11 protein-coding genes are annotated in these 13,322 nt (G+C 67.2%); 2 read left to right on the top strand and 9 right to left on the bottom strand.

The genetic code is table 11. The features are described from left to right. Positions 1-113: 113 nt before the first annotated feature. From ACS5Q7_RS21480 to ACS5Q7_RS21440, 9 genes are all read right to left on the bottom strand, one after another. Complete coding sequence (locus ACS5Q7_RS21480; protein WP_478341301.1) at positions 114-1,331, bottom strand: pyridoxal phosphate-dependent aminotransferase; 1,218 nt, start codon at positions 1,329-1,331, stop codon at positions 114-116. Next, positions 1,328-2,026, bottom strand: a complete 699-nt coding sequence (locus tag ACS5Q7_RS21475; protein ID WP_478341300.1) for a glycosyltransferase family 2 protein — start codon at positions 2,024-2,026, stop codon at positions 1,328-1,330. The genes ACS5Q7_RS21480 and ACS5Q7_RS21475 overlap by 4 nt, the downstream gene beginning before the upstream one ends. Positions 2,027-2,029: 3 nt before the next feature. Then, positions 2,030-3,082 carry a radical SAM protein gene (locus ACS5Q7_RS21470; RefSeq protein WP_478341299.1) on the bottom strand — a complete coding sequence of 351 codons (1,053 nt, stop codon included), beginning with the start codon at positions 3,080-3,082 and terminating at the stop codon, positions 2,030-2,032. Further along, positions 3,079-4,437, bottom strand: a complete 1,359-nt coding sequence (locus tag ACS5Q7_RS21465) for an MptA/MptB family glycosyltransferase (protein ID WP_478341298.1) — start codon at positions 4,435-4,437, stop codon at positions 3,079-3,081. Before ACS5Q7_RS21465 ends, ACS5Q7_RS21470 begins: the two co-directional genes overlap by 4 nt. Next, positions 4,434-5,177, bottom strand: a complete 744-nt coding sequence (locus ACS5Q7_RS21460; RefSeq protein ID WP_478341297.1) for a TIGR04282 family arsenosugar biosynthesis glycosyltransferase — start codon at positions 5,175-5,177, stop codon at positions 4,434-4,436. The genes ACS5Q7_RS21465 and ACS5Q7_RS21460 overlap by 4 nt, the downstream gene beginning before the upstream one ends. 19 nt (positions 5,178-5,196) lie before the next feature. Further along, positions 5,197-5,727 (bottom strand): hypothetical protein, encoded by a 531-nt coding sequence (locus tag ACS5Q7_RS21455; RefSeq protein WP_478341296.1) that lies wholly within the window; start codon positions 5,725-5,727, stop codon positions 5,197-5,199. Continuing rightward, the gene (locus ACS5Q7_RS21450; protein ID WP_478341295.1) at positions 5,724-6,497 is read right to left on the bottom strand and encodes a molybdopterin-dependent oxidoreductase; all 774 of its coding nucleotides are present in this window, start codon (positions 6,495-6,497) and stop codon (positions 5,724-5,726) included. Before ACS5Q7_RS21450 ends, ACS5Q7_RS21455 begins: the two co-directional genes overlap by 4 nt. Continuing rightward, positions 6,494-7,177 carry a cytochrome b/b6 domain-containing protein gene (locus tag ACS5Q7_RS21445; RefSeq protein ID WP_478341410.1) on the bottom strand — a complete coding sequence of 228 codons (684 nt, stop codon included), beginning with the start codon at positions 7,175-7,177 and terminating at the stop codon, positions 6,494-6,496. Before ACS5Q7_RS21445 ends, ACS5Q7_RS21450 begins: the two co-directional genes overlap by 4 nt. Positions 7,178-8,266: 1,089 nt before the next feature. Beyond that, positions 8,267-8,500 carry a hypothetical protein gene (locus ACS5Q7_RS21440; protein WP_478341294.1) on the bottom strand — a complete coding sequence of 78 codons (234 nt, stop codon included), beginning with the start codon at positions 8,498-8,500 and terminating at the stop codon, positions 8,267-8,269. Positions 8,501-8,850: 350 nt separating this feature from the next. Here ACS5Q7_RS21440 and ACS5Q7_RS21435 point away from each other — a divergent pair, with 350 nt between their 5' ends. Both ACS5Q7_RS21435 and ACS5Q7_RS21430 read left to right on the top strand, forming a co-directional pair. Then, positions 8,851-11,289 (top strand): putative bifunctional diguanylate cyclase/phosphodiesterase, encoded by a 2,439-nt coding sequence (locus tag ACS5Q7_RS21435; protein ID WP_478341293.1) that lies wholly within the window; start codon positions 8,851-8,853, stop codon positions 11,287-11,289. A 183-nt stretch (positions 11,290-11,472) separates the two neighbouring features. Further along, complete coding sequence (locus ACS5Q7_RS21430; protein ID WP_478341292.1) at positions 11,473-13,152, top strand: methyl-accepting chemotaxis protein; 1,680 nt, start codon at positions 11,473-11,475, stop codon at positions 13,150-13,152. Positions 13,153-13,322 lie beyond the last annotated feature (170 nt).

Raw genomic sequence — 13,322 nt, 5'->3', positions numbered from 1 at the left:
GATCCCACGGACGGCTCTCCGGACAATCTGCGAGATCGTTGAAAGCAGGGACCGAAACGGCTTCGGTCTTCTCGCGCCATCGTCGGCCGTACTCGGCTGTCTGCCAAGATCGCTCATCGGCCCGCAGATGCGCGCAGATGGGCCGAGAGATGGCGGAGGGCGGTTCCGCTCGCAAGGTGCCCGAGGCCGAAGCGCAGGCGATCGCCCGGGATGGGGGCAAGGGGCGACCGCCACAGCCCCGAGGGCAGGACGAGGAGGCCGGCCTCCGCCGCGATCCGCAACGCGAAGCGTTCGGCGCCCTCCGGGCCTCGGAAGCGCGGGAAGGCGAAGGCGAGATTGCGGGGCGATTCCATCTCGAAGAACTCCGAGTGGCGGTCGATCAGCGCGTGGAGTCGACGGTGGTTGCGTCGGCCGATCGCCCGGGTCCAGGCAGTGATACGCCTCTCCGACCGTAGCGCAACGTGGGCGAGAACCTCGCTCGGGGAAGAGACACAGCTCGACAGCAGGCTTTTGGCCGCGAGGACCCGCGCGAGCACGTCGCGGTCTCGACAGCACGCCCAGCCGACGCGCAGCCCGGGCAGTCCGAAGCCCTTCGAGAGACCGTTGATCGATATCCCGCGCTCGTAGCCTTCGACGACCGGGTACGCCGAGCCTGCGATGTCGGTCTGGCGATAGACCTCATCGTTGACGAGCCAGAGCCCACGCTGCCGGCATAAGGCGATCAAGCCGTCCAGCGTCGCCGCGTCGATGGCCGCACCGGTCGGGCTGTTCGGGAAGTTGATCAGGACGAGATTCGTGTTCGGGCGAAGCACCGCGGCGAGCCGATCGAGGTCGAGGGTCCAGCCCCGATCGGCGTCGAGGGCGACGCCGCTCGCCGCGCACAGGCTCGTCACCGCGAGTTCGGATGGCCGATAGATCGGCACCACCACGACGGCGTGATCGTCCGGCCCGAGCAGCGCACGCAGCACGCAGGTGACGGCCTCCTGCGCACCCGCGCAGACGAGGACGTCATCGGCCGCGAGCCCCGCATGGCGTGCGGCGATCGCCCCGCGAAGCCAGTGAGCCCCCCGCGGATCGCTGTAGCCAAGCTCCAGACCGGACCAGCGGCGGAGATCGTCGGCTTCGGCCAAACGGAGCAGCGAGGCGAGCGGCAGGGTCTGCGAGTCGGAGGCGGCCAGGGCGTGATGCGCGCAGTCCGTCCAGCGCGCGAGGAAGTCCGCGAGCGCGAAGGCCTTGTCGCCGCCGGACTCGCGATTGTCGTGCGGCGGTGCCTCGGACCCCGCTCGGCAGGCCATATCCGGGTCGAGGGCGGCGGCGGGGGACACGCTCACGGGCGGGGCGCCGGGTTCGCCGCGACGCGGAGGTAGGTCGAGATGATGCGGGTGGCGGCCCGTAACGTCCCCCGCAGCGAGCCCGCAACCTTGGAGACGCCGCCGACGCGGCATCGATAGGGCATCGGCACCTCGTGGATCCGCAAACCGGCGCGTGCGGCCTGCATCTGCATCTCGATGTTCCAGCCGTAGGTCGGCTCGCGGAGGTCGAGGGCCTGCAGCGCGGCGCGGTCGATGGCACGGAAGGCGCACATGTCGGTGTAGCGGACGCCGTAGCGCAGGCCGATGCCGAGGCCGGCGAGGCGGCCCGCCAGCACTTGGTGCCACAGCATCGCTCCCGGCTCGCGGCGGCCCAGGGTGCGCGAGGCGAGGACGAGGTCGTAGCGGCCCGCCAGCACCGGGTCGGCGATCCGGTCGATCAGGTCGCCGCGGTCCGCCCCGTCGCCGTCGAGATAGACGATGACGCGCGAGGCCGGATCGGCCGCCGCCGCCCCGCGCGCGCAGGCCCGGCCGTAGCCGCGGCCGGCCTCGATCACCCGGGCGCCCGCGGACCGGGCGATGTCCTGCGTCCCGTCGGTCGAGCCGCTGTCGGCGACGATGACATCAGCCGCGTAGGCCGGCGGGATCTCGCGGATCACCGCGCCGATCGCTTCGGCCTCGTTGAGGGTCGGTATCACGATGCTGACCGGGTGCATCGCTCAGAGGCTCCACCGCAGGCCGCAGTTCCGGCACGGGGCCGGCGGCGCATCGGAAAGGAGCGATGAGCGGAAGTCGCGGTAGGCCGCGCCGTTCCAGATCTCGCGGAGCGTCGCCTGCGTCGCGTCGCCCAGCGTGTAGTGGGAATAGCCGCGCACCGAGAAGGGCGCGATGCAGCAGGGCAGCGCCCGCCCATGGGCCGTGAAGTACATCAGGGACCAGGGCCGCCGGCAGGTGGCCCAGGCCCGGTCGTCCTGCCGCTTCAGGCTGATCCCCGGCTCGGTCGCGCCCGAGGCGTCGAGTGTCACCCCCAGCGACCGGCCCAACGCCTCGGCCTCTGCGATCGCGGCGGCCTCCACCGCCTGGGTGCTTTCGAACAGCGACAGGTCGGCGCGGGCCATGCCGTACCCGTCCTCGTCGAAGACGAGGCGCTGAAGGTGAACCTCGGTCACGCCCATCTCGGCCGCCAGCCGGACGAAGGCCGGGAGCTGATCCACGGTTTCCTTGAGACCCGTGAGCCAGAGCGAGACCCGGGGCGTCGTGGCGCCGGTCGCCTTCTGGAAAGCGATGAACTTGCCGACATCGCGCACGATGCGGTCGAAGAAGTCCTTGCCGCGCACCCTCCGGTAGGAGGCCCGGTCGGCGGCGTCGAGGGAGACGCGCAGCTCGTCGAGACCGGTGTCGATCAGTTCCCGGAAGCGCTTGGGCTGCATCAGGGTGCCGTTCGTGTTGAACAGGACGTAGGTGCCACGGTCCTTCAGGTAGCGGACCATCCGCGGCAGGTCCTTCACCAGCATCGGCTCGCCGACCCCGTGGAGCACGACCCGGGCGACGTTCGGCACCTGGTCGACGATCCGCGTGAACAGAGCCCAGCTCATGTCGGCCGGGGGCTCAAGGGTCTCGAAGGTGCGCGGGCAGGTCTCGCAGAGCAGGTTGCAGCGGTTCGTCACCTCCAGGTAGAGGCAGACCGGCGGCGTCTCGGCCTCGGATGCGCGGTCGGGACCGACCTCCTCGAAATAGCGGCGCGGGTCCTTCAGGGCGGCTGTAGCCGTCATCGGGCGGTTCCTTGCGGGAGGGCGGCCAGGGGCGCGGTGCGGGCCTGCCACACCGAACGGGCGGCCAGGACGAGGGCCGGGACGAAGACCAGCGACGGCCACAGGAAGCGGTCGTTGAACGGGTCGATGAGGAACACAATCGGCGCCGAGCCGAGCCAGATCAGGGCCGGGGCCGGGGCCACCACCGCAGGCAGTGTCAGCCAGGGATAGTACCAAGCGTAGTGCGGGCTTGCCGCGCAGGTCGTGAGGGCCGCCAGGATGCCGGCATCGCGGCACAGCGCGACGGCATCGGCCTGGACTCCCCGGCCGCGGCCGAAGGCAATGCGCAGCGAGAGGGCGGCGAGCGCCAGTCCAGCGCAGACCAGATAGGTTCGCAGCAGGCCCGGGGGGCTGAGCCCGAGATGGCCGAGCCCGGCCAGCAGCCAATAGCCCACGCCGACGTCGTAACCCTCCTCGGCCCCGTAGCCCCCGGCGAAGCCGAGCACGTTCGCGCCGGCGCCGAGGTAGGGCAGGTAGAGGACACCGATCACGGCCAGCCCGGCGAGCATCGGCCGCCACAGCCGGCCGCCGCGGACGAAAGCGGGCGCCACCGCGACGGGGAGAACCTTCACCAGCGTCGCGGCGGCCAAGAGCGCGCCCGCGAGACCGTCGTGACGGCGGGTGCGGGCGAGCAGCGCCAAGCCGAGGAGGCCGATCGCCACGGCATCGACATGTCCGTCGCAGGCGAAGGACCACAGGGCGAGCGGGTTCCAGGCGTAGATGAGGATGCGGGTCGACGGCAGGCCGGCGCCGCGCAGGATGGCGAGCATCGCCAGCACGCCCAGGGCCTCGAAGCCCAGCATCGCGAGCTTCATCCCGGTGACGCCGTGCGAGACCTGTCCGACGGCGGCGAAGACCAGCTGCGCTGCGGGCGGATAGATCGTGCGGGCGTAGTCCTTCCGGTTGACGAGCGGATACACCTCCGGGTCGCGCAGGGCCTCCAGGGCGGAGTCGGCCGGGATGTAGCGGTAGGGGTTGATCCCGGCACCCTGGACCTGCCCGTCCCAGACGTAGCGGTAGATGTCGCTCGACAGGAACGGCGGCGCCGGCAGCAGCGCGGCCCGCATCAGGACGGCGACGCCCAGGATCAGCCACAGGGCCGCACGCGGCAGCCGCTCCCGCAGCACCACGCGCACGGCGAGGAGGTAGACGACGAGACCCATCGCGACCACGCCGACGAAGACGTTGGCGCGGGCCGCCGAGCCGACGGTGTCGGCGCCGGGCACATGGATCGCGAGCGCGCCGACATTGACGGCCAGCAATCCGAGACCGAGAACCGCGAGGCGATGCGCGGGGCTGGCGAGGAGCCGGGTCATGCCGGCACGGACTCAGACGTCTCCATGAGGCGCGCCAGGACCGCGCGCGTCGCCGGGGCCGCGTAGCCGGTCCTGTCGGTGGAGAGCCGGGCGAGGGCCGCCGCGTCGTCGACGTCGTACCAGGGCTCCAGCTCGACGAGATCGAGGCCGATCTCGCGCGCCCGGACACGGGTCGCCTCCGCGACGGTGTCGGTGCTCCAGGCGATGTCGGCGAAAAGGCGGGCATGGGGCCGCTTCAGGCCGAGGATGTAGTAGCCGCCGTCGTCGCAGGCCCCGAGCACCGCCCGGTCGCCCGGCTCGAGGAGAATTCGGGTCGCCTGGACGAGGAGGCGCGTCGGCAGGGTCGGGATGTCGGAGCTGAGCACGCAAGCTGCCGCATGGCCGCGCGCGAGCATGGCTTCGATGGCCTGGAGCAGGCAGCGGCCGAAGCCTTCGACCGACGCCGGGGTCGGGAGGCTGCCATCCGCCAGGACGAGTTCCGTTCCGGCGGTCAGATGGGGGCAGACCAAAGCCTCGGCGCCGTGCGGCGCATAGGCAGCGTAGGCGGCGATGGGCGCGGCGCGGGCCGCCCCCAGGATGTTGGCGGTCGTGTCGCGCAGGAAGGCAGCACTCAGGAGGGCCGCCTGGTCGGGAGTCAGCGGCGGGCACAGCCGTGTCTTCGAGCGGCCGCTGCGCGGCGCCTTGGCCATCACCCCGATGGCGCAGGTGGCGGACGATCCGGACGTGGGTCCTGGTGTCATCTCGGAGACTCCCCCGTCATCAATGGAAGGGCCGGACGATCCCGATGCGGAGCGTCTCGTCAGGTGGGATCGCGGCGACCGAGCCGGGCGCGAAGGTCGGCAGTGCGCGCAGGCGCTCCGGCGTCAGGCCCATGAGCGCGACGTGCTCACCCAGCAGCGCCACCGCCTCGACCGGCACGGCCACGAGCCGGGGTCCGACCCCGCTCCAGGCGATCGGTTGGAGACCCAGCCAGGTCAGCCCGGCGATTCCGTCGAGGCGCACGATCACGTCGGTGCCCCCGTCACCACGGCGGACGAGCCCCGTCACCCAGCCGAGGACGGGCTGCGATTCCGCCGGCTGGAGCAGGAAGCGGCCGGCGAGGTCGCCGACGCGCACCGGCTGCGGAAACCGCTTGGCCGCACGCCCGGCCATCGCGGGCGCGTCCATTCCCGGCACCGGCATGTGGTCGGGAGCGGGCGAGGGACCCGCCGACTGGGCTCGCCCCAGCCCGGTGAGGGCCAGCGTGAGCAGGACAGCGCCGGAGGCGCGGAGGATCGCGCGGGCGCTCATAGGCCGGCGAACCAGTTGAAGCCGCGGCTTTCCCAGTAGCCGCCGGGATAGGTGTTGGTGACCTCGATGGCCGTGATCCACTTCGGATTCTTGAAGCCGAGCTTGACCGCTGTCCGCAGGCGCAGCGGATAGCCGTAGGGGTCGGGCAGCTCTGCGCCGGCGTAGCGAGTCGCGAGCAGCGTCTGCGGGTGCAGCGCGCTGGCCATGTCGATGCTGCTCGGGTAGTCGTCCGCCGTCTTGAAGGCGACGTACTTGGCGGTGAGGTCGGCGCCGACGCGCTCCAGGAACGCGCGGAGCGGCACGCCCGACCATTGGCCGATATAGTCCCAGCCCTCCACGCAGACGTGGCGGATGATGATCTCGCGCTCCGGCAATTCGGCGATCTGGCGGCGCGTCCAGGGCCGCTTGTCGGATATCAGCCCGGCGAGTTCGAGCCGCCACGCGTCGCCATCGACCGGCTTCACATCCTCGACGTCGTAATAGGCGTTGAAGCGCGGCGGCTTCAGGACCTGTGAGGCGGGATATTCGGGCGCAAGCTTGCGGGGATCGAACAGGGCGGCCTGGACGCCGTCGTTGAAGTTCGACACAGCGCGGAGCGCGCGGCCGACTGCGGTCGTGTCGGTCACGTCGCAACCGGTCAGCATGGTGAGCGCGCCGAGCGACAGGCCGCCGCGCAGGAAACCGCGCCGCTCGATCCGCCGGACCAAGGAGCGGTGATCGTCGAGGATGCCGGGATCCGGCACCTTGAGGGGACGGAACGGGGACCTCATCGCGCGGCCTCCGTCGTATGAACCGAGCGCCGCGCTTTGACCTGCGGGCCGCCGGCCACCATCGCCCAGAGCGTCCGCGGCACGAGCAGGGAGAGCACGACGTGGATGGCGAGGAAGCCGACGAGGATCGCCATGCCGGCGAAGTGGACGACGCGCGCGCCCTGGAAGCCGCCGAGAAGCGCGACGAGTCCCGAGAATTGGACCGGCTTCCAAATCGCCAAGCCGCTGACGACTTGGCTGATCCCGGCCAGAATTGCGACGATGTAGAGGATCTTCTGAATAGCGTTGTAGGTCGTCAGATCTTCGTGCGCGAGCTTGAAGCGGAGCGTATCGCGCACCGTCTGCAAGATGTCGCGCGGACGGATTGGAAGCAGGCGCTCCCTCAGGCGTCCGGTCGCCACGCCATAGACAAGGTAGGCGGCGCCGTTGGCCATGAGCAGCCACATCGCTGCGAAGTGCCAGAGCAGGCTTTCCGCCGCCCAGGACCCAAGTCGGATCGCCTTGGGAAAGTACACGCCGTGGACGATGACCGAGTCGTTATAGATGCCCCATCCCGAACCAATCAGGATGATCATGGCGAACGCATTGAGCCAGTGCATGACCCTGACCACGCCCGGATGAAGGCGGCGCGCTGCGGGGATTTCGACTGCGGTCCTGTCGCTTCTCGCTGGGGTATTCATCGACATGCTACCGCGCTCCTGCGAACGGCGACATCTGGACACCGAGACTGCACCGCAAGAGCTATCCGAGAGGACTGCTCATGCGTTGCGTCGAAAGGGCTTTCGTATGGAATCGCGGCCCGTTACGCGTCCGGAGTCGATTTTAGGCTCGCGATGTTTCGGCAGGCAAGGCGTATAATGAATACGCCGCCTTCAAGCGCGGTACGCACCCATAATTACTGAAATTATGATTGGCACAACTAAAAGATGGGCAATGTGGAGCAGATTTCGGATTTATCGCGCGAACTTATTTTACATGTAGCAAATATTCATTGTCATAATTTGCTGTACCAGAGGTTAAATTTATCTTATGCTTATTGATGCGCGTAATATTCCGTATATTATCAACCTATTAATGATCTATACGAATTTTATAAAACAATTGGCGCCCGTGGTGATTCTTAGTCAAATTGAGGTGGGCGCTATCCGTCGTATATCTGGAAATCGTTTTGAACCTCGCCGCGCAGTGCTGGTATATATATCAGTAATTGCTCAATGGGATGCGCGACGCGGTGCGATTCAGCGTAGCTTAGGAGGCCATATCCCACGATCTACCGACCTGCTACTCATGTGCGAGCAAACTCGACGTTGGCTGAGGGCGGGCTCTTATGGGAGGTTAGTCGACGATCTATTCGCCGGGATACGCTGAACTTCGAGCCGTCACAGCATGACGGCTCGGGTCAATTGGCGATTGTCTGCTCGTTCAAAAGGTCTGCTCCGAAACGGACCATCCGCGTACGGCAATCAATCGGCGCCAGCTTAAAAGCCTCAGATGGGTGGATTGCAGTTAGCCCGCTCTGGTAGCAGCGTTTCAGGGAAGCGGACATCGTCGCCTTACCGCCTTCCGACCCATGCCAGCGTCAGAATGGCCAAATCTGCTTCCAGTAAGCGGATATGGTTCAGCGACTTGGCGCATCCGCTGCGGTTCGTCGATCCGCCATCTAATTGTGCCTTCGTCGATACGTCAGGTTTTTAACCCCGACCGCCACGACCGCCTTTCTGTCTCAACAGAATGATCGCGGGTGGGCGTGGTCGGCGGAGACCAAAGCCTCAATTCGTCGAAGACCGACCGTGCGCGTCACGGTTGCGCTTTCTCGTTTTGCTTTTGCTGACCTTTGTCATCTCGTCCGCCTTATCGCCGGCGATGCGTTCGGTCGGCGCGAAATTATGGAGCTCATTGGCATCGGGATACCGCGCCTTGATGGCGGTGCGCAGTTCCTTCGGTTTCATTCCCAGCGTTGCGATGCTGCTTAAGGCCGATGCGATGTCCCGAGTGGACGCCATCGCTAACCCTTCGGTTCGAACCACGTTCGACGAGGGGGCGGCATCGCGGAGATGACAGTTCGATGACACGGCCACACCTCCGGCTTCTTCTTTAGGGCATCTTGTTCACGCAAACGTGAGGTCGTACCGAAGCAGCACGTTCTTCCCGAGACAAGAACGCACTTGGGGCGCGCCATCTGTATGGCGCGCCCTCTCTTGTTTGTACGGGCTTCGAATATACTTGAATACCGCGAATACTTGGATTTGTAAAAAGCCTCCGTTGGGGCGCCTTACTTGGCACTTAGTCGGCACATGAACTTTCTTTAAACGTTGGAAATGCTTCCGTGTACTTGATCTGGAGCAACGCTTGTATGTCCTCCCACGTTTCATCGGTGACGCGGTCTGCCACGCTCGCCCGGCTCTGGCTCGATAGTCGCCGCCCCGGGGGCGATCTGCCGACTTACGAGAGGGTGGTGCTCGGGCGGCTCGGACGCCTCGCGGATTGTTGCGCCCTCATCTCGACAATCGAGGGAAAGGCTCAATCGGTCATCTGGGCGGGCCCCGATTTCGCCGAGTGGATTCACGACGGGCGGCCCGACATCCATCTCTCCGATCTCTCGGACGAGACGCGCGAGCCCATCGAGAACCTAGTCAAGGCCTCCCTCGCGACAGGGGAGCCCGCCTCCGCGCGGAGCCATCGAATCGCCGATGGTATCGTGATGACCCACCGCCTGACGGGCGTCCCCCTCGCGCGGGAGCGGACGGAGGAGCGCGTCGTCCTTCTGCATCTCGATCTGGAGGCGGAGCGCACCGAATTGGCCCGCGCTCTGTTCGGTGCCACCGAGCTCGGCATGCTGGCGCTCACCGGCCTGCGGGATTCAGTCGGTGCCGTGGTGGATTTCAAGATCGTCGCCTTGAACGACGGTGCCGCCCGCATGTTCGGCCAGCCCGCCGCCGCCCTGCAGTGGCGGCGGCTCGGGGAGGTGATCCCCCGTCGGCCAGGACTCGATCCGGTCTGGCGCTTGGCGGAGGCCATGTCGGGCTCCGACCGGGCCACGTACGAAATGAGCTATCCGCGCTCCGACGGCACGGTCCTGCATCTCAAGGTCGAGGCCGGGTCCATGGGCGACTTGGTCGCCCTGACGGTGACCGATGTCGGCGAGATCAAGCAGCGCGAGGCCTCGTTTCGCCTGCTCTTCGACCATAACCCGATGCCCATGTGGCTCACCGATCCGGAGAGCGGGACGTTCGCGGCGGTCAACGAGGCCGCCCTGGATCATTTCGGCCATGACCGGCCGACCCTGCTCTCGCTCCGCCTCGCGGACGTGTCCGTGGCGGAGCTGGGATCGGTCCATGGGGACGTAGCGCTGCGCCGACAGCGCCGGGCCGATGGCAGCCTGATCGAAGTGACCCTGTTCGAACGGGCGATGGTCTTTGAAGGACGCGCCGTTCAGCTCGGCGCCGCAGTCGACGTCACCGAGAGCAGGCGTAACGCCGCTCGCATCGCTCACATGGCCCATCACGATGCGCTGACGGGCCTTCCCAATCGCGTCCGCTTCTCCGAGCGCCTCACCGAAGCCCTCGACCGCCACAGGCGCGGCCACGGCTCGTTCTTCCTCCTGTGCCTCGACCTCGACAAGTTCAAGATTATCAACGACACCCTCGGCCATCCCGTGGGCGACGCGCTGCTCTGCGAAGCTGCCACACGCCTCGGCGGATGTTTCCGGGAGGAGGATTGCGTCGCGCGCCTCGGCGGTGATGAGTTCGCGGTGCTCGTGGCCCGGCCCGCGCGACCGGAATTGATCCGCGCCCTGGCCGATCGGATCATCGGGGAGATGGGACGCTGTTTCTCCATCAGCGGCCACGACTGCCACATCGGAACGAGCATCGGCGTCGCCTGTATGGGCCAGGACGGCGAGGATCCGGACACGCTCCTCCGCAATGCCGATCTCGCCCTCTACCGGGCCAAGTCGATGGGCGGCAACACCTTCTCATGCTTCAAGCCGGAGATGGACGCTTGGGTGCAGGCGCGCCGGAAGCGGGAGAACGACCTGCGCGAGGCCCTCGCGCGGGGCGAGTTCACGCTGGCCTATCAGCCGCAGATTGACTCGGCGACGAACCGGATCTGCGGGTTCGAGGCGTTGCTGCGCTGGAACCACCCGCTCGACGGGCTGGTGTCCCCGACCGACTTCATCCCCCTGGCCGAGGAGACGGGCCTCATCAATCCGATCGGTGCCTGGGTGCTTCGGCAAGCCTGCGTGGAGGCCGCGGGATGGCCCGGCGCGCTGCGCATCGCCGTGAACCTCTCACCGATCCAATTCCGCAATCGCGATCTCGTCGGCAGCGTCCAGAGCGCGTTGCGCGCCTCCGGCCTTCCGCCGGAGCGGCTCGAACTGGAGATCACCGAGGGGGTCCTGCTCGCCGACAACGAGGCCAACCTCGCGACGCTCCACGAACTACGCGCCCTGGGCGTGCGGATCGCCATGGATGATTTCGGCACCGGTTATTCATCCCTGAGCTACCTGCGTGCGTTCCCCTTCGACAAGATCAAGATCGACCGGTCCTTCGTCAGCCAGATCGGGGAAAGCCTGCACTGCACCGCCATCGTGAAGGCCGTGACCGGCCTGGCCGCCAGCCTCGGCATCGTCACGACCGCCGAAGGCGTCGAGACGGCGGCTCAGCTCGCGCATCTGCGAGCCGAGGGGTGCAACGAGGTTCAGGGATTCCTCTTCAGCAGGCCGGTCGACGCCTCTCAGGTTCTGGACCTCCTGTCCCGAACCGATCGGGGCTTGGTACCGACGGCGGCGTGACGCGGTCGAGGATGCGAAACATGATGCACCAAGACCGCATCAAAGCAAGATCGGATGTAATTATCCATCATCCGAAGTATAATCCATAGCTTAAAGAGAATTTACTCGGCTAATCTTAACTAGACAGCAACGTCGCATTTTGTATTTGGGCGACGACACCTGCTGATTGCCGACGGTCTTCACATGCGCATCACCCTTGGTCACAAGCTCACCGGCGTTGTGGGCCTGCTCGGCCTCGTCGCGATCGGCATCTCGGGCTTCGCTCTCCGCCAAGCCGAAGGCGAGCGGCAGCGCATCATGGCGACCGAGGCCACCTGGAACGCCAGCCTTCAGGCCAAGACCCTGGCCCAGGCGATCGAACACGCCGTGGTCCAGGCTACCGCGATCTACATCGCTTCCGACACCGAAGAAGCCAAAACCCGACTCTCAGCGCTCCAGGGCGCCCTGACGGAGGTCGAACAGGCCCGTGTCCCGTTCCTCGCCGCGATGGACGCGCAGGTCGCTCCAGAACACAAACGCAAACTCGATCTCGCGGTGAAGGAGTTCATCGCCTACCAGACCGACACCGCCGAGATGGGCCTGACCCTTTCCCCCAAGGCTGCCCTGATCCAGGCCACGGACGAAGCCACGGTCAAGAATCGCGAACGCATGGTGGCCGAGATCGGGGCGCTCGGGCGTGAGACCCTCGCACGCCTCGATGTCGAGCGTGCCGCTGCGGAAGAGGCACGGCGCTGGACGACGCTGATGCTTCTGGCGGTGCCGGCCGCCGCCCTGGTCCTCGGCCTCCTCGCCGCTTTCTGGATCATCTTCGCGCAGGTTCGGCGCCCCCTGCATCGCCTGCGGGCGACGATGATGGCGCTTGGGGCCGACAAGCTCGATGAGACGGTCCCCTTCACCGAACGCCGCGATGAGATTGGGGAGATGGCGTGTGCCATCGAGGGGTTCCGCTCGTCCCTGATCGAGAAGCGGATGCTCGATGCGGTGGCCACCGCTCGCTCGGGCCAGGATGCGTTGAGGGCGGACGCCCTGGCGCAGGCGACGGAGGTATTCGAGATCGAAACGGGGCGCACCCTTGCGGATCTCGCGGGCTCGGCCCAAGCGATGCAGCGCGCGGCCGATACCCTGTCCGCCACCGCGCGAAGGACCACCGAGGAGGCCGGCCGGGCCAGCTTCGCCTCGGGGCAGTCCGTCGATGTCGTCAACAGCATCGCCGGCGCTGCCGAGGAACTCTCCAGCTCGGCGAAAGCAATCGAGGAGCAGGTCCGCTATACGAGCGACATCGCGGGCGCTGCCCTATCGGATGCGCGAGGCCTCGAAGCCACCGTCGCGGGGCTCGCCAAGGCGGCTACCGAGATCGACGCCGTAGTCTCCCTGATCCGCAGCGTCGCGGGGCAGACCAACCTGCTCGCGCTGAACGCGACCATTGAGGCGGCTCGAGCCGGATCGGCCGGCAGAGGGTTTGCCGTCGTCGCCGCCGAGGTCAAGGCACTTGCGGGCCAAACGGCGTCAGCGACCGATCGTATCACCGCGCAGGTGGCAGCGATCCAGGCGGCAGCCGACGGCACGGTCGATGGGATCGGCGCCATCGGCCAAACCATCGCGAAGATGAGCGAGGCCGCCTCCACGGTGGCTGCCGCCGCCGAGCAGCAGGGCCAGGCCAGCCAGGAAATCGCTCAGGCCATCGCGAATGCGGCGGTTGAGGCCCGCACGATCTCGGGGAGCATCGGCAGCGTTCGCGCGGCAGCGGCCTCGAACGAGGCGCAGGCCGGGACAGTGTGGGACGGGGCGAACCAGGTCGCGGCGAGCGCGGAGTGCATGCAAGCCGCGATCGGGACCTTTCTCCGACGCGTCCACGCCGCTTAAGGCAGGTGAGACCTCCCGTGGCAGGAAGCCGCCGAATACCGGGCAGGTGATTCCGGAACCTGTCGCGCCGCCGGGCGGATTCGATCTCATGCGCGACCCGATCGTTAGCCGATGCCTGCCGCCCCAAAGGAAAGCTATCATGTAGCCGCCGGAAACGAAATGTGACGTCC

It is taken from the genome of Methylobacterium sp. Gmos3 (assembly GCF_056430985.1).
Note: the sequence above shows the minus strand (reverse complement) of the source record. Positions and strands in the feature narration are given on the sequence as shown.